At 63.9% G+C, this 17095-nt stretch carries 15 protein-coding genes; 8 read left to right on the top strand and 7 right to left on the bottom strand.

Features of this window, described 5'->3' with window-relative positions:
* The first annotated feature begins 87 nt into the window (after window positions 1-87).
* Entirely contained in the window at window positions 88-1185 is a 1098-nt protein-coding gene (locus tag J2X62_RS04325; protein WP_045842078.1) for a ferredoxin reductase, read from the top strand.
* Window positions 1186-1209: 24 nt separating this feature from the next.
* Entirely contained in the window at window positions 1210-2652 is a 1443-nt protein-coding gene (locus J2X62_RS04320) for an acyl-CoA desaturase (RefSeq protein ID WP_167325366.1), read from the top strand.
* A gap of 84 nt (window positions 2653-2736) precedes the next feature.
* On the opposite strand, the gene J2X62_RS04315 is transcribed toward J2X62_RS04320, so the two are convergent.
* Both J2X62_RS04315 and J2X62_RS04310 read right to left on the bottom strand, forming a co-directional pair.
* On the bottom strand, window positions 2737-4089 hold the full coding sequence (locus J2X62_RS04315) for an MFS transporter (RefSeq protein WP_027495755.1): 1353 nt from the start codon (window positions 4087-4089) through the stop codon (window positions 2737-2739).
* A 121-nt stretch (window positions 4090-4210) separates the two neighbouring features.
* Entirely contained in the window at window positions 4211-5098 is an 888-nt protein-coding gene (locus J2X62_RS04310) for a DUF5996 family protein (RefSeq protein WP_032391895.1), read from the bottom strand.
* Between the two features lie 145 nt (window positions 5099-5243).
* Between J2X62_RS04310 and J2X62_RS04305 the strand changes: the two genes are divergently transcribed.
* Window positions 5244-6083: a class I SAM-dependent methyltransferase gene (locus J2X62_RS04305; RefSeq protein ID WP_032386751.1), complete on the top strand. Its 840-nt coding sequence runs from the start codon at window positions 5244-5246 to the stop codon at window positions 6081-6083.
* Between the two features lie 31 nt (window positions 6084-6114).
* Here J2X62_RS04305 and J2X62_RS04300 read toward each other — a convergent pair whose 3' ends face one another.
* Complete coding sequence (locus J2X62_RS04300) at window positions 6115-6552, bottom strand: SRPBCC family protein (RefSeq protein WP_032386408.1); 438 nt, start codon at window positions 6550-6552, stop codon at window positions 6115-6117.
* Window positions 6553-6573: 21 nt separating this feature from the next.
* Window positions 6574-7041 carry an SRPBCC domain-containing protein gene (locus J2X62_RS04295; protein ID WP_032386407.1) on the bottom strand — a complete coding sequence of 156 codons (468 nt, stop codon included), beginning with the start codon at window positions 7039-7041 and terminating at the stop codon, window positions 6574-6576.
* A gap of 195 nt (window positions 7042-7236) precedes the next feature.
* On the opposite strand from J2X62_RS04295, the gene J2X62_RS04290 reads away from it, so the two are divergent.
* Window positions 7237-9417, top strand: coding sequence for a glutamine synthetase III (locus J2X62_RS04290; protein ID WP_027495760.1), 2181 nt, complete (start codon window positions 7237-7239; stop codon window positions 9415-9417).
* Between the two features lie 98 nt (window positions 9418-9515).
* Complete coding sequence (locus tag J2X62_RS04285; protein WP_027495761.1) at window positions 9516-10589, top strand: alkene reductase; 1074 nt, start codon at window positions 9516-9518, stop codon at window positions 10587-10589.
* Between the two features lie 97 nt (window positions 10590-10686).
* Here J2X62_RS04285 and J2X62_RS04280 read toward each other — a convergent pair whose 3' ends face one another.
* Genes J2X62_RS04280 through J2X62_RS04270 form a run of 3 tightly spaced genes read right to left on the bottom strand, consistent with a single transcriptional unit; the run spans window position 10687 to window position 13725 of the window.
* Complete coding sequence (locus J2X62_RS04280; RefSeq protein WP_032366793.1) at window positions 10687-12192, bottom strand: tripartite tricarboxylate transporter permease; 1506 nt, start codon at window positions 12190-12192, stop codon at window positions 10687-10689.
* Window positions 12193-12208: 16 nt separating this feature from the next.
* Window positions 12209-12739: a tripartite tricarboxylate transporter TctB family protein gene (locus J2X62_RS04275; RefSeq protein WP_032366792.1), complete on the bottom strand. Its 531-nt coding sequence runs from the start codon at window positions 12737-12739 to the stop codon at window positions 12209-12211.
* Complete coding sequence (locus tag J2X62_RS04270) at window positions 12736-13725, bottom strand: tripartite tricarboxylate transporter substrate binding protein (RefSeq protein WP_032366791.1); 990 nt, start codon at window positions 13723-13725, stop codon at window positions 12736-12738. The genes J2X62_RS04275 and J2X62_RS04270 overlap by 4 nt, the downstream gene beginning before the upstream one ends.
* Window positions 13726-13838: 113 nt before the next feature.
* Between J2X62_RS04270 and J2X62_RS04265 the strand changes: the two genes are divergently transcribed.
* From J2X62_RS04265 to J2X62_RS04255, 3 genes are all read left to right on the top strand, one after another.
* Window positions 13839-14246, top strand: coding sequence for a universal stress protein (locus J2X62_RS04265; RefSeq protein ID WP_236253864.1), 408 nt, complete (start codon window positions 13839-13841; stop codon window positions 14244-14246).
* A gap of 120 nt (window positions 14247-14366) precedes the next feature.
* Window positions 14367-15773: a hemolysin family protein gene (locus J2X62_RS04260; protein ID WP_094621569.1), complete on the top strand. Its 1407-nt coding sequence runs from the start codon at window positions 14367-14369 to the stop codon at window positions 15771-15773.
* The gene (locus J2X62_RS04255) at window positions 15770-16789 is read left to right on the top strand and encodes a hemolysin family protein (RefSeq protein WP_032374841.1); all 1020 of its coding nucleotides are present in this window, start codon (window positions 15770-15772) and stop codon (window positions 16787-16789) included. The genes J2X62_RS04260 and J2X62_RS04255 overlap by 4 nt, the downstream gene beginning before the upstream one ends.
* The last annotated feature ends 306 nt before the right edge of the window (window positions 16790-17095 follow it).

Here is a 17095-nt window from a genome sequence, read left to right as displayed (position 1 = left end):
TCCCGGTTCTGTTCATGTTGTGTAGCAGTCTCATTCGAGTCTGAGCAATTCCGGCGCGCGGCAGGCCGCCCGGGGTTACCGTTGAGTATGGCTGAACGGGGGGCCAAGCCCCAGGTTTCTTTTGTGAGACGGACGATGCTGCGCGCAGTCCGGTCGTTGTTCAATCCGCTCCGGCCCGACGACTACCTGTCGATGATCAATCCGCTGTGGACCACTCGTGAGCTCCGCGGCAAAGTCGAACGTGTGGTTCCCGAGGGATCCGAGGCCGTGTCGGTGTACATCCGTCCCGGTTTCGAGTGGCAGGGCCACACGCCGGGCCAGTACGTACGGCTCGGGGTGCTCATCGACGGCCGCTATCACTGGCGGGCGTACTCCCTCACGTCCGATCCTGACCCCGAGGACGGGTTGGTCAGCGTCAGTCCCAAGCTCGTGCCGTCGGGGACCGTGTCGCCGTATCTGGTGGGCACCATCAGAACCGGCGACATCGTCCGGCTCAGCGAGGTCGAGGGTGAGTTCACGATTCCGAGTCCGGTTCCGGACAAGATGGTGTTCATCAGCGCCGGCAGTGGCATCACGCCGATCATCAGCATGTTGCGATCCCTGGATCATCACGACCAGGTCCGCGACGTGGTCGTGGTGCACTCGGTGCACAACCGTGAACAGTTGATGTTCGCGGATACGCTCGAGGAACTGGAAGCCAAGCACGGCGGACTGACGGTGAAGCTACGTATCACCAGTGACGAAGGTCGGATGAAGGCGTCGGAACTGGACGAACTGGTCCCGGATTGGCGTGAGCGAGAAGCATTCTGCTCCGGTCCGGGCGAGCATCTCGACGATCTGCGCTCGTACTGGAAAGACCAGGGCGAGTCGGAACGCTTCCATTACGAGAGTTTCCAGCCCGTCATCGGCGGTGGAGACGACGCTGGTGAAGGCGGAACCGTGCGCTTCGTCAACAGCGAGAAGGACGTCGAGTGCGACGGCGGCACAACGATTCTCGCCGCGGGCGAGGAAGCCGGCCTGGATCTGACGTACGGCTGCCGAATCGGCATCTGCCATACGTGCGTAGGTACCCTGAGGAAGGGGCGTTTACGTGACCTACGTAACGGGGATATCTCCGAACCTACGGGGCAAGCGGTTCGGATCTGTGTCAACACTGCTGAGGGCGACATCGAAATCGAACTCTGATCTTCCATTCGAACAGGGGAATGTATGTCTATCGACGAAACCACCAGGCGCGTCACCGACACCGATGAGCCGGTGAACCCGCTGGCGCACCTGAGTGACGAGACGATCGCCGAACTCGCCAAGGAGTTCGACGCCATTCACGACGAGGTGTACTCCAGCCTCGGTGACAAGGACCGCAAGTACATCACCTCGGTGATCGCAGCCCAGCGTCAGCTGCTGGTTGCCGGCCGCGTGCTGTTGCTCGGCTCCACCAGCAAGCCGGCGTGGCTGGCCGGCACCGCATGCCTCGGCATCGCGAAGATCCTCGAGAACATGGAGATCGGCCACAACGTCATGCACGGCCAGTGGGACTGGATGAACGATCCGGAAATCCACTCCTCGGTGTGGGACTGGGACACCGCGTCCACCGCCAACTCGTGGAAGCACTCCCACAACTACGTGCACCACACGTATACGAACATTCGCGGCAAGGACAAGGATCTCGGCTACGAGATCATGCGTATCGATCCACGTCAGAAGTGGAGCCCCGTCTACCTGGCCCAGCCGTTCTACAACGTGCTGCTGATGGCGTTCTTCGAGTGGGGCGTCGCCCTGCACGATCTCGACATCGAGGCTATCCGTCGCGGAGAGAAGCCCGTCAAGGAGCTCGTCGAGGACCTCAAGGGCATCGGCGTCAAGGCACGGAAGCAGTTCGTCAAGGACTACGTGGGCTGGCCGCTGATCAGTGCCGGGGCATTCGCGCTGGCGCAGCTCGCCTCGGGTGGTCGTCTACCCGAGAGCAAGAGGTCTCGCCTCGCGTCCAAGCTGCGGGGATCCGCGCGTTTCGGCAAGAACCGCCGGACGGCCGCCCTGTTGGACAGTCGCCTCAGCGGTGTCGAGAGCACGTTCCTCTCGACGGTCGTCGCGAACTTCACTGCCAACATCATTCGTAACGTCTGGTCGAATGCCATCATCTTCTGCGGTCACTTCCCGGACCAGGCATACACGTTCAGCCAGGAAGAGGTCGAGAACGAGACCCGCGGCGGATGGTACGTTCGCCAGCTCGTCGGTGCCGCCAACATCGACGGCGGACCGCTGTTCCACCTGATGAGCGGCAACCTGAGCTACCAGGTGGAACACCACCTGTACCCGGACATGCCCAGCACTCGGTACTCGGACGTCGCGCCGAAGATCAAGGACATCTGCGAGCGCTACGAATTGCCCTACAACACCGGGCCGTTCTTTCAGCAGTGGGGCATGGTCCAGCGGACCATCGCGCGATTGGCCTTCCCGGGTGGCAAGGTTCGGCCGAAGCCGGGCCCCTACCGTCCCGAGGAGAGCTGGCGTCGCAAGTTCGCCGAGGGTGCCACCAAGGACAGTGAGGCCGCCAAGACTCGCGGTCGCGTACCGGCCGAGCACCCCGCGGCGGGACCGGAGCACAACTCCGGTGGCGTCGACGTTCAGCCGCCGCCCCGTGGCGACGACTGAGTCTCGTTCCAGGACAGCTGGTAAGAACCGCGGCCACCCGACTTCCGGGTGGCCGCGGTTCTTTTGTGTGTGGGTTGTGGGCCCCTACGCCATGTCGACATCCTTGGTCTCGATCAGTCTCTTGGTGCAGACCAGACTCAGCACCGACAGCAGAGCCAGCATCACGCCGATCGAGATACTGCCGAACGCGGCCGTGAGCGGTGCGGCAAGCATCGGCGGAATCGCGCCACCGAGAACGCCGGCGAGGTTGTAGCCCAAACCTGCTCCGGTGTAACGGAATCGGGTCTGGAAGAGCTCCGGAAGCAGAGCTCCGGTCGGGCCGTACGCAACACCGAAGATCGCGAGCGTCACGCACATGCCGATCACGAACGCGACCGGTGAGCCCGAGTCCAGCAAGGGGAACAGTGCTATCGACCACGGCACCGCGACGATGCACGCCGCCATGATGACCCGGCGTCGGCCGACGCGATCGGAGTAGGTTGCCGAGGTGGCGATGGCAATACCGAAGATCACCGCAGCGCCTATCCCGGTGACCAACACGAACGGGCGGTCGAACCCGAGGGTTTTGGTGCCGTAGCTCGTCAGGTATGCGGTCCCCATGTAGAAGAAGGCGAAGAGGGATGCCAATGCGCCTGCCGCAGTGATGATTTCGCGCTTCTGGATGCGCCATGCGTCGAAGATCGGCAGTTTGGTCGGTGCCGAGTTCGCCGGAGCGTGCTCCTCGGCGAGCTTGTTGGCTCGAAAGACCGGGGTCTCTTCGATGGCCAACCGCATGTAGAGGCCGATGAGGACCAGAACAGCGCTGAGCAGGAACGGAATTCGCCACCCGTAGTTGAGGAAGGTCTCGTTGGTATCGCCGAACAGCAGGCCGGTGGCGAGGAAGGTCGCACTGGAGAAGATGAACGCGGCCGAGGGTCCCAGCTGCGGGAACATCGCATAGAACCCACGCTTGCCGGCCGGTGCGTACTCGGCAGTGAGCAGCGTGGCACCCGCCCACTCTCCGCCGACGGCAAATCCCTGCCCGAATCTGAGCAGTACCAGAATGATCGGGGCTGCGACTCCGATGGTGGCTGCGCCGGGCAGTAGACCGATCGCGAAGGTGGACACCCCCATCAACAGCAGGGTCGAGATCAGGGTTTTCTTACGACCGATTCGGTCGCCGAAGTGGCCGAACAGCACCGCACCGACGGGCCTGGCGATGAACGCGACGGCGAACGTCGCGAACGACGCCACGGTGCCCGCGGTCGATCCGAGCGCCGGGAAGAAAATCGTGGGGAAGACGAGCGCGGCGGCAGTGCCGTAGATGAAGAAGTCGTAGAACTCGATCGTGGTGCCGATACCACTGGCAACCGCAACTCGGCGGACGCTCGTCTTCGTCTGCACCGCCGGTGGGGTCGGAGTGGCGACGCCCGGATCCTCGGGCGAGACAGCGGTCATGGTTCCTCCGTTTTTGTCGGGTATCGGGTATATGTGCGATACCGAATGCGACGAACGGTAGTGATCCGGGTCACCCGTGGGATACCCCCGAATGGGGGGAACGATGACCGCCCCACCCGAGCTAGTCCCAGTGGGCGGTCTCGACGGCAGCGCGGTAGGTGTTCTCGAGAAAGGCGAGCAGAAGTGCGTCGGGGTCCTCGGCGGTGCGGACGGACTCGTACGGAAGTACGTACTCGCCGAGATCACGATCGAAGTACGCGGGGGCGGTGACGGCCGGATGACTGTCGTACCCGTCCGGGTTCGGGTAGGCGTACGCGTAGAACGCGCCCTCCGCGGCCCCGCCCGGCCAGAACCCGGCGCTCGACACCTCGTCGCTGTATGCCTCGTGCATCACCCAGTCGGGACAGTTGGGAACACCACCGGGATGTTGTGGTGCAGGCCTTCCGGAGAATCGTGTGACCGCGAGATCGAAAGCGCCCCAGAAGAAGTGGACCGGGCTGGATTTGCCGCGGAAGCCGGCTCGAAACTCCGAGAACACCCGATCAGCGCTGACGAGCGCTCGCCAGAACTTCTGGACGGCATCGGCGTCGTACGACGCGTGCTCGACGTCCTCGGCGAACGGTGTCACGTGTGGCAGTTCGACCGGCACTGCCACGATCGGAGCCTCCACGCCGAGCCCGGAGAGCAGATCGGTGTACTCGGCGTAGAAGTCCGCAACGGTTCGAGGCTCGAGCTTCATGGTTCGGCGCTCGCCATCGGTGGTGGCGAGGATCAACTGGTGTGCGAGAAAGTCGAAGCGAATCTCGAGGCCTCGATCCCCGAGTGGCATCAGCGACGTCGTCAGGCCCGACGCGTCGACGTACAGCGCAACTCCCCACCAGTGGTTGAGCGGGGGAGACAACGCCATTCGGGTCTTGCCGACTATCTGGGTCCACAGTTGCACCGTGTCGCGCGTGTCCGCCCAGCTGTCGACTCGAAGTTCGGGCCACGCGTCGTACGAATTCGTCATATGTCGATGATGCACGGACGAGGGGAACCAGACCATACCTGTGCCGAGACGCCGGGGCAGCACCTCAGGCGCGCCTCAGGATTCGTCGGTACGGTCGTCGGCAGTTGCGGTACGTCCGCAGCTCGTGAACGGGGAGGTGTCCGAGATGTCCACCGACTCCAACCGGGGTGTTTTCGACGATGCTCGGGTCGCCGCCACGTACGTGGAATTCATGGGACCCACCGACGGATTTCTCGATCGCGGTGAGGCCGCAGCCTTGGTCGCCGCCGCAGACCTGGCCCGCGGGGTTCCGGTGTTGGACGTGGGTGTGGGGAGCGGCCGCACCACGCCGCTGCTGCGATTGCTGTCCGACCGCTACGTGGCAATCGACTACGCCCCCAACATGATCGACGCTTTCCGGAAGAATTTTCCCGATCTGCCTGCGCACGTCGCCGACGCTCGTGACCTGGCGGCGTTCGAGGACGGTGAGTTCGGCTTGGTCGTCTTCAGCAACAACGGACTCGATACCGTGGCCCACGAGCAACGCCGCCGCGTACTGGCCGAATTCGCGCGGGTGACCGACGAGACAGGCGTCGTGGTCTTCTCGACGCTCAATCGAGGTGGTCGGTCGTATCTGGAGAGCCCGTTTCAGTTACGGCGACCGACGACTCGGCCACAGTTCTCGCTGCGAGCACTTCTCGTCGCCGTCGGACGTCGTCTGCTCGATCCGTCTGCGCAGGTGCGCGGCGTGCGGAACTGGCTCGTCAATCGGTCGAAAGCCGAGGATCACCGATCGTGGGCTCTGGCCCCGTTGCAAGCCCACGAATTCGCACTCGTCATGCACTTCTCGACCCTCGACGACGTCCGCACTCTGGTGGCCGGCGCAGGCCTCGAACTGATCGCCGTCTACGGCGACGACGGCGAACGCATCGCGCCGGACCGACACGAATCCTCTGCCGACAACTTCACCGTCCTCGCGAAAAAGCCCGCGCTGGAACGAAATTGACCGAGAGGTACTGAGCTTGGAAGCGCCGAGGTCACAGTCTTTCCAGCGCGGCGGTCATCTTCTTCACGGTCTCCGGAGCGACCTTCGCCTCGAAGCCCGCCTTCAGGAACGGGCCGGCAACCTTTGCCGCACCGTTGAATTCGACGTGCGCGTGGTAGTCGATCCGGGTCGACGCGGGGCCTTCGGCCGTCAGCGTGATGTCGTCGACGCTGGTTGCCGTCTTGTTCTTCCCCTCGAGCACGACGTGATCGGGCTCGTCGGTGACCAACGTATACGTCAGTTCGGTGGTGACTCCGAACAACTTCGAGACGTTGTGCCACTGGGTTCCGACGGCCACCGGGCCGTCGGAGACCTGGGTGCAGCTCTCGGTTCCCGGATCCCACGTCGACGCATTGGAGAAGTCGCGCAGGAATGCCGCGGCCTTGTCGAGCGCGACAGCGGCGGTGAAGGTTCGGGTGACGTCGACCATGAGGTTCTCTCTTTCGATGGATCAGTTCTCGACGGTGACGCCGAGGTGTTCTGCGAGACGGCGCATCGTGCCGACGATCTGTTCTTCGGTCACCCTCGGAAAGCCGGCCATCTTTCGGAACTCCGGATCGGTGACGCGGGACCAGTCGTAGACCTGCGTCAGCGCTGTCCTGTCGTGGGCGACCTCCTCGAGTTCCCAGGACCACCGCGTGCCACGGGGTTCCATGCCCCGGCGATTGGGAATCCAACCGATGCGTCGGTCCTGCTCGAACACGAACACGGTGTTCTCCATGACGTACTCGCCCAGTTCCGGTTGATACATATCCATCGCGAAGGTGTCGCCCACCGCGTTCAGCGGCGTCGGATCGATCGCGCCGCGGAGCATGTCCGAGCCATCGACCGCGGCCTGGACCTCGGGATCGGCGAGCGCGGTGAAGACGGAGGCGGGAGGAGCGTCGATCACGCGGCGGACGGTCAGTTCGTCGGTCATGGGGCCACGCTTTCCGGTTGATTACGCTGGCTACGGACTTACCCCCGTCTAAGTGGAAGGAAACTCCTGCCTTCCGACGGTTTTGCATTGCAGTGGACACAGCGACGAAACACCACCGCCACGAGGCATTCGTACAGTCGCCGAGTCGGACTCCGCACACACCAGGTGCGGAGCGCACCTTGCCAAGGGGTAGCCATGAGTGGAAATACCGTCCGCCTGCAGGCGATCAAAGACGTCGAGGCGTACGTGCCGCCTGCGGTCAGCTTCGTCGGAGACGAGAAGCCGGGCGAGATATTCGGTGAGAACGTCTTCAGCAAGGTCGTCATGCAGAAGCGACTGCCCAAGTCGGTCTTCAAGTCGGTGATGGCCACGATCGACAAGGGCAAGAAGCTCGACCCCATGGTGGCCGACGCGGTGGCGTCGGCGATGAAGGACTGGGCTCTGGAGAAGGGCGCAACGCACTACGCGCACGTCTTCTACCCGCTCACGGGGTTGACGGCCGAGAAGCACGACAGCTTCTTCGATCCCGTCGGTGACGGCAGTGCGCTCGCCGAATTCGCAGGCAAGACGCTGATTCAGGGCGAGCCCGACGCGTCGAGCTTCCCCAACGGCGGCCTGCGCAACACGTTCGAGGCACGCGGATACACAGGCTGGGACGTCACCAGCCCGGCGTACGTCCTCGAGAACCCGAACGGTAACACCCTGTGTATCCCGACGGTGTTCGTCTCGATGACCGGTGAGGCCCTCGACCACAAGACGCCGCTGTTGCGTTCGCAGCAGGCGATGGGCGGACATGCCGAGCGCATCCTGAAGCTGTTCGGACACGAGAACATCGAGAACATCGTCTCGTTCTGTGGCCCGGAGCAGGAATACTTCCTCGTCGACCGGCACTTCTTCCTGGCCCGTCCCGACCTGCTCAATGCAGGTCGCACCCTGTTCGGCTCGAAGCCGCCGAAGGGCCAGGAATTCGACGACCACTACTTCGGTGCCATCCCCGAGCGCGTGCTCGGCTTCATGATGGACACCGAGCGTGAGCTGTTCAAGCTCGGCATTCCTGCCAAGACCAGGCACAACGAGGTAGCACCCGGACAGTTCGAGATCGCGCCGATGTTCGAGCGCGGCAACATCGCGGCCGATCACCAGCAACTGTTGATGACGACGTTCAAGACCATTGCCAAGAAGCACGGCATGGAGTGCCTGTTCCACGAGAAGCCCTTCGAGGGTGTCAACGGCTCCGGCAAGCACGTCAACTTCTCGCTCGGCAACTCCGACCTGGGATCGCTGTTGGTGCCCGGCGACAATCCGCACGACAACGCGCAGTTCCTCGTGTTCTGTGCCGCCGTCATCCGCGCGGTGCACAAGTACGGCGGTCTGCTGCGCGCCTCGGTGGCGTCGGCGACCAACGATCACCGCCTCGGTGCCAACGAGGCACCGCCGGCAATCATCTCGATCTTCCTCGGCGACCAGCTCGCCGACGTGTTCGACCAGATCGCCAAGGGTGCAGCCACATCCTCGAAAGGCAAGGGCACCATGATGATCGGTGCCGACACCCTGCCCGTACTGCCGACCGATCCCGGCGACCGCAACCGAACCAGCCCGTTCGCCTTCACCGGCAACAGGTTCGAGTTCCGCGCCCCCGGTTCGATGCAGACCGTCAACGGCCCGATGGTCACGATCAACACGATCATGGCCGAGGCGCTCGACTACATGGCGACCAACCTCGAAGCGGCCGTCGCTGACGGCACCGATTTCGACACCGCCGTGCAGAATCTGCTGACCGAGATCATCACCGAACACGGCGCGGTGGTGTTCAACGGCGACGGCTACTCCGACAACTGGCAGATCGAGGCCGAGGCACGCGGCCTACCGAACCTGCGTACGACGCTCGACGCGTTGCCGGAGTTGATTTCCGAGTCGGCGATGGAACTGTTCGAGAAGTACAAGGTGTTCAACCACCGAGAGATGCACTCGCGCTACGAAATCGGGCTCGAGCAGTACGCGTTGACGGTGTTCGTCGAAGCGCGGTTGACGCTGGAAATGGGTCAGACATCGATCCTTCCCGCTGCACTGCGCTACCAGACGGAATTGGCGCAGAACGTCAGTGCGCTCAAGGGCGCGGGCGTCGACGACGTGGACATGACTGCGCTGCACGCAGTCTCGGCTCCACTGTCGGAGCTGCGGGCAGCGTTGGCGACATTGAAGACCGCCCTCGAAGCGAATCCGGGCGGCGACGCTCTGGCCGAGGCCACCCACGCCAAGGACGAACTGTTGCCTGCGATGGCGGCTGTCCGTTCTGCGGCCGACACCCTCGAGGCAATGGTGGCCGACGATCTCTGGCCGCTGCCGACGTACCAGGAGATGCTGTACATCCTGTGAGTGAGCAATGTCTCGGATCGGAATAGCTTCATGGATCTCGGTCGTTCGAGTGATCAGTGGCAGGTACTGTGCACGCACTCGTAAGGAGATAGAGAACCATGAAGTTGTTTTCCCCGTTGACGCTCGGTGACCTGAAGCTCGACAACCGGTTGGTGATGGCTCCGCTGACGCGGGTGCGCTCAGGACGTGACGGAGTGCCGGGTCCGCTGGTGGTCGAGCACTACAAGCAGCGGGCGTCCCTCGGTCTCATCGTCAGTGAAGGCACCTACCCGAGCCATGCGGGCCAGGGCTTCCCCGGTCAGCCCGGTCTGGTGACCGACGAGCAGATCGAGGGGTGGCGCAATGTGGCCGACGCAGTGCATGCCGACGGCGGGCTGATCTTCGCTCAGGTGATGCATGCCGGGCGCGTGACCCACGAGGCGACGACGGGTGGCCGTGAGGTCGTCGGCCCCAGTGCCATCGCCATCGACGGCGAGACTCACACGTACGAGGGAAAGAAGGCGTACCCCACCCCGCGTGCACTGCGGGAGGACGAACTGCCCTCGGTGATTGCCGATTTCGTACAAGCCTCGAAGAATGCGGTCGCTGCCGGTATGGACGGCGTCGAGGTTCACGGTGCCAACGGTTACCTGTTGCACGAGTTCCTTTCGCCCGCCTCGAACCAGCGTGACGACAAGTACGGCGGTTCGCCGGAGAACCGGGCGCGGTTCGTGGCCGAGGTGGTCGAGGCCGTGGCCGCGGCACTCGGAGCCGGCAAGGTCGGCATCCGCATTTCGCCCGAGCACAACATTCAGGATGCGCTCGAGACGGACTCCGACGACGTGCGTGCCACCTACCGCGCGCTGGTCGAGCGGCTCGCGCCGTTGGGTCTGGCGTACCTCAGTGTGCTGCACAAGGATCCGTCGGGCGAGCTGGTACAGGATCTGCGGCAGGCGTTCGGTGGTGCCGTGCTCGTCAACAGCGGCTTCGGTGAGATCACCACTCGCGACGAAGCGCTGTCGCTGCTCGACGACAACGTCGGCGACGCCGTCGTGGTCGGACGTCCGGCAATCGCGAACCCCGATCTCGCGTACCGCTGGCGTGAGGATCTTCCGCTGAACGAGCCGGACCAGAGCACGTTCTACACCGACGGTGCCAAGGGCTACACGGATTACCCGGCTCTGCAGCACTGAGTGCTTCGCAGTGGTGTGGTTATGCGCCTGCGGGCGCGCAGGAGTGAAGCCTGCGGAACGACCCGGGAACAGAGCCACACCACTGCGCGGAGGGCACTCAGAAGTCGGCGGTCTTGCGGGCGCGGATCTTGCTGACGATCGAGAACACCACGGCGATGATCATCAGTGCGTAGAGCACGATGGTGATGCCGCTACTGACCAGAATCGACGGGTCGCCCTCGCTGACGGCCAGCGCGCGTCGAAGTGATTCCTCGGCGAGTGGGCCGAGGATCACGGCGATCAACACCGGTGCGAGCGGAATGTCGTAGCGCCGCATCATGAATCCGACGATGCCGAGCCCGAGCATGAAGATCAGATCCACGATCGACGCACTGGACGCATAAACGCCGAGGGCGGCGAACACCGAGATACCCGCGTACAGGTAGTTCTTCGGGATCTTCAGCAGCTGCGCCCACAGTGGTGCGAACGGCAGGTTGAGGATCAGCAGCACGATCATCGCCAGGAAGAGGCTGGCCAGCAGGGCCCAGACGATGTCTCCACTGCGCTCGAACAGGAGCGGTCCGGGTTGCATACCGTACTGCTGGAACGCTGCGAGCATGATCGCCGCCGTGGCGGACGTCGGTAGACCCAACGCCAGTAGCGCTCCCATGGCCGTACCGGCCGTGGAGTTTCCGGCCGCCTCGGGTCCTGCCACACCACGAATGGCACCTTTGCCGAACATCGGCTTCTCGCGTTTACGATCGAGCCGACGCTCGGTGCCGTACGCCAGGAAGCTCGGCACCTCAGCGCCGCCTGCTGGTATGACGCCGAACGGCACACCGAATGCCGTCCCGCGTAGCCAGGCCGGGAGTGCTTCGCGGAACTCCGCCTTGCTCAGCCACGGTCGTCCCTGCGACTTGATCAACGACCGATCCTCGGGCCGCCCGATCTTCGACGCGATGTGGATGACCTCACCGAGGGCGAGCATCGCGACGGTGATGACGACGATGTGGATGCCGTCGAACAGGGCAGGTACCTCGAAGGTGAATCGTGAAGCCCCCGACGGACCGTCGATACCGATCACGGCCAAAGTGAGACCGATCAGCAGTGCGGTCAGACCTTTGAGGGCGGAGTCCGAGACCACCGCCGAAGTGGCGATGAACGCGAACACCGCGAGTGCGAGATATTCGGCGGGTCCGAAGTTGGTCGCCAGCGCCGCAAGCGTCGGTGCGAAGAACACGACCAAGGTCGTGGCGATCATGCCACCGATGAACGACGCGATGGCCGAGGTCGCCAAAGCCTGTGGGGCGCGGCCGTTCTTGGCCATTCGATGTCCCTCGAACGTACCGGCGATGGCGGTGCTGTTGCCGGGGGTGTTCATCAGGATGCCCGAGATGGAATCGCCGAACAGGCCGCCGAAATACACTCCGGCGAACATGATCAGCGCCGCGGTGGGGTCGAGAGTGAACGTGACCGGCAGCAGAAGCGCCACCGCCATAGCAGAACCGAGTCCGGGTAGCACGCCGACGGCGGTGCCGAGCAGTGCGCCTACGAACACCCACACCAGGTTCATCGGAGTCAGCGCGGTGCCGAACCCGTCGAGAAGATTACTCAATGAATCCATCGGAAATTCAGCTCCGTCAGAAGATCTGGGCGAGAACGCCGCCGGGCAAGGTCAGGCCGAGGCCCGCGGAGAATACGATCTGGACGGCGCTCGAGACCAGCAGTGCGACTGCCGCGTCGAACACGTAACGGCGACCACCCAATCCGACCGAGACACCCCAGAAGAGGATGGCACCGGCGAGAACCCAGCCGAGCGGGTCGAGGAGAGCGATGAACACTGCCACCGATCCGACGGTGATCGACAGGGTTCGCCAGTTGCTGACGGTACCGGTGTGCGGCACGCCGTCGTCGTCGACGCCGCGATCGATGACGTCTGGCTTGACCATGAGTTGGATCGTGACCAACACGGCGACCACGAAGCAGCCGCCGGCGACGATGGCCGGAAAGACCTGCGGGCCAGGGGAGGTGGCGGTGGGAGGAACATCCATCGTGATGGTTCCGTAGACCAGGAATGCGCCCAGTGCGACGAGCAGTGCCGGAACGATCAGGCCGCTACGGCCCGTCCAGAAGGAGCGGGAGGTTGCGGTGTCGGGAGTCGTCGTTGTCATACCAGCCCCAGCTCTTCCAGAATTCCGGTGATACGTGCCTGCTCGACCTCGAGGAATTCCCCGAATTCGTCTCCTGTGACGACCGATTCCTTCCAGCGGTTTCGGTCGACGGCCGTCGCCCACTGCTCGGTCTCGACCATCTCGGTGACGATGTCGACGAGCGTCTGCCGGTCCTCGTCCGAAATCCCGGGCGGCGCAACGATTCCGCGCCAGTTCACGAGGTCGACGTTGTAGCCCTGTTCGATGAACGTGTCCACGTCGAATCCCTCGAGCGGCTCGGGCGCGGCCACGGCGAGGGCACGCACGTTGCCGGCTTCGATCTGATCGCGGAAGTCGTTGAATCCACTGACCGCGACGCCGACGGTGTTGGACAGCAGCGACGTGAGTACCTCACCGCCGCCGGAGTAGGCGATGTAATTGATTGCGGCCGGATCGATGTCGGCTTCCTGGGCCAATTGGCCCGCCACGATGTGGTCGATGCCGCCGAGCGACCCGCCGCCGATCGGCAGGCCACCGGGGTTCGCTCGCCATGCCTCGATCATGTCCTCGAGATTCTGGATCGGCGAGTCCTTCGGGACGACGAACACCTCGAAGTCCTCGGCGAGCTTGGCGATCGGCACGGTGTCGGCCAAGGTGGTGTCGGAGTTGTTGATCGCGATGCCGCCGAGCATGACGGTGCCGGTGATCATCACCGTGGTGGGCTGACCGCTGAGGTTCTCGAGTTGGCTCAGGCCGATCGTGCCGCCGGCCCCTGGAACGTTGACCACCTGCGCGTTGTTGACGATGCCATCGCTGCGCAGCGCTTGCTGCGACTCGCGGGCGACCAGATCCCAGCCGCCGCCCGCAGCAGCCGGAGCGATCAGTGTCAGTTTGGCTCGGGCATCGGAGCCGCTGGCACTGCGAGCGGCGTCGATACCCGCCACGGTCACCGCTCCCACCACCGCCAGGGCACCGACTGTTCGAAGCAACGTGGGCGGTATCGCCATCAGAGACCTTTCGTGTGGTGTGTCACAGCGTCAGGTTAGATACAGTTTGTCCGATTAGTCCCGTTCACAACATCGAGGTCGATCTTCGGTGGATTCGAGCAACGGGAGAGACCGTGTCTTCAGCGAACACAGCGGTAGGCAGCGCAGTGGCAGTAGCGATGAGCAACACCCCCGAGGGGCAGGAAGCGTTGCGGCGCGGTGCCGCGGAGGCAGAGCTGCGTCGGACCGAGCTGATCGTATTGTCCGTGGTGGACCGCGATTCCGTATCGGCGGAAGACCGTAGCGCGGCGCAGGCCGAGGTGGAGCGGACTCTCCCCGGAACTGCGACGACTGTGCGCGTCGAACCGGATGGCGGCGACCCGGCCGGCGCACTGGTCGATCTCGTCGCCGACGTCGGTGCGGGGATGCTCGTCATCGGGTCCAAGCGCAGATCGGCGGTCGGCAAATTCCTGATGGGCAGCACGGTGCAGCGCGTTCTGTTGGACAGCCCGGTCCCCGTCCTCGTCGTGAAAGCGCCGTGACCCGGTAGTATCGGACAAATATCCCACCACTCGACCTCGAGGAATCATGGACAGCGATAAACCCGGGCCGGACACGGCTCCCCGCACTACAGCTACTACGTGCGAGGCGGTGTCCGGCGAATGAGCGTTCTGCTCACTCTTCTGCTCGGCCTGCTCGTCGTTTTTCTCATCACCGTCGCAACCGGTTACTTCGTTGCGCAGGAATTCGCGTACATGACCGTCGACCGGTCCCGGCTCAAGGCGCGTGCCGAGGCCGGCGACGCCGTCGCAGCTCGCACGCTGACCGTCACCAAGCGGACCTCGTTCATGCTCTCGGGTGCACAGCTGGGTATCACGGTCACCGGCCTGCTTGTCGGCTACGTCGCCGAACCGCTGATCGGGCAGTCGTTCGGAGCGATACTGGGCGGCGTCGGTGTTCCGACAGCAGTCGGTGTCGGCCTCGGTGCCGTTCTGGCGATCACGTTCGCGACGTTCGTACAGATGCTCTTCGGTGAACTGTTTCCGAAGAACTTCGCCATCGCCCGCCCCGAGCCCGTGGCTCGATGGCTCTCGCTGTCGACGACCATCTATCTCAAGCTCTTCGGTTGGCTCATCACCATTTTCGACCAGTCGTCGAACCTGTTGCTCAAAGCACTCAAGATCGAGCCGGTGCACGATGTGGAACATTCGGCGAGCCCACGCGACCTCGAGCACATCGTGTCGGATTCGCGGGAGACCGGGGATCTGCCCGACGAGCTGTCGACGCTGCTCGATCGCATTCTCGACTTCCCTACGCGCAACGTCGAACACGCCATGATCCCGCGTTCGCGTGCGGCGACGGTCCGCGACACCGACACCCTCGGTGAGGTGAAAACACTGATGGGCCAAGAGCATTCTCGATACCCCGTGCTCGACGAGGCCGACGGAATCGTGGGCGTGGTGCATCTGCACGACGTGTTGGCCTCCACCGCGCCGGATTCGACCCCCATCGCAGACCTCACCCGCGATGCGCTGATCCTTCCCGAGATGCAGAGCCTGCCCGACGCGATGCGCGAGCTGCGGGCGACACGGAACCAATTGGCTTGTGTCATCGACGAATACGGTGGTCTCACCGGAGTGATCACCATCGAGGACCTGGCCGAAGAGCTCGTCGGCGAGATCACCGACGAGCACGACGACGGCGTACTCGACCCGAGCCCGGTCAGCGCCGACGACGGCAGCTGGACGATGGCAGGGGAGGTGCACGTCGACGAGGTCGAGCGCGCCATCGGCGTCGACCTCCCCGACGGTGAATACGAGACCATCGCGGGATTCGCCATCGCCCATCATGGTTCGCTACCCGACATCGGGACCCGTATCGAGGTCGATCTGCCGCCGGACAACGCGGACCTCGCCAACGACGACGAGTCGCCGATTCGATTCGTCACGATCGAGGTGCAGGAGATCGACAGTCACGTGCCGTCACTACTGACCCTCACCATCGACGAGCGGACAACCGAGCACGACGAGAATTCGGCCGAGTCCGATACTGCAGGAGCGCACCGATGAGCAACCTCTGGGTCTTTCTGGCCGTCACCATCGGTCTGATCGCTGCGAGCGCCTTCTTCGTTGCCGTGGAGTTCGCACTTCTTGCGGCCAAACGGCATCGCCTCGAGGATGCTGCCCCCAACTCGCGGGCGGCGCGGGCTGCTCTGCGCAGCTCCTCGGAATTGACGGTGCTGCTCGCCGGATCGCAGCTCGGTATCACCGTCTGCACCCTCGCGCTCGGCGCGACCACCAAGCCTGCGGTGCACTACTGGCTCACGCCGCTGTTCGAGAGCATCGGCCTGCCCTACTGGTTCGCGGACGTCCTCGGCTTCGTCCTGGCCCTGATCATCGTCACGTTCCTGCACTTGGTCGTCGGCGAGATGGCTCCTAAGTCCTGGGCCATCGCACATCCCGAGAAGTCGGCAACGATGCTCGCAATCCCCATGCGCGCGTTCATGTTTCTCACGCGTCCGGTGCTGACGGCCCTGAACAACATGGCGAACTGGTGCCTACGCAAGGTGGGCGTCGAGCCGGCCGACACCGTCGGCACCGGGCAGAACGCAGACGACCTGCGTCAGCTCGTCGAGCACTCGGTCAACGTGGGAGCCCTGGACGCCAGCTACCAGGCGCAGATATCCGGGGCATTGGAATTGCAGGATCTGACCGTCGGTGACCTGGTGGCCGGAAGTGGCGCGCCGACGTCGGTACCGTCGTCGGCGTCGATCGACGACGTGCGGGAGGCGTCCCGGATCAGCGGCCATCTGCGCATCCTCGTCAGTGACGACGACGTAGTGAAAGGTGTTGTGCACGTGAGGGATACGTTGACCGAGCCGGAGTATCTCGCCGAGATCACCCGCCCGGCCTACACGCTGGATCGGACGACACCGGTCTACGTCGCCCTGCAGTCGATGCGCGAGACCAGACATCATCTGGCGCTGGTCGTCGAACCGTCGGCCGAGGCGGGTGACAGTGCGCGCACTATCGGCGTTGTCACCCTGTCGGATGTGTTGACGCGGCTGCTGCCCGAGCCTGTCTGATCTTCGGTCACCCCATACGAATCATCCCCGCCCGGCCAACGCAGCCGAGCGGGGATTTTTCGTGAGCACCGGATCCGAATGTCAGATCGGGGCGATGACCAGAAGGTGTGCCCAATACGACGCGACGTCGTGGCCGAGTTGGGGGAGCAGAACGTCGTAGAGCAGGTAGGACATCATTGCCGTCGAACTCCTTGTTCAGCGGGCCGTCACCGGCTCGCGTACCGAGACTGTAGTCAGTGAGACTGTAGATCAACCTGGGCCCGGCGGCACTGATATGGCCTGCGCAAGTCGTGTTTCACCCCGACG

Source organism: Rhodococcus sp. 3258, from assembly GCF_031456475.1.
GTDB lineage: Bacteria > Actinomycetota > Actinomycetes > Mycobacteriales > Mycobacteriaceae > Rhodococcoides > Rhodococcoides fascians.
The sequence above is the reverse complement of the archived record's forward strand: the minus strand, read 5'-3'. Positions and strand labels throughout refer to the sequence as shown.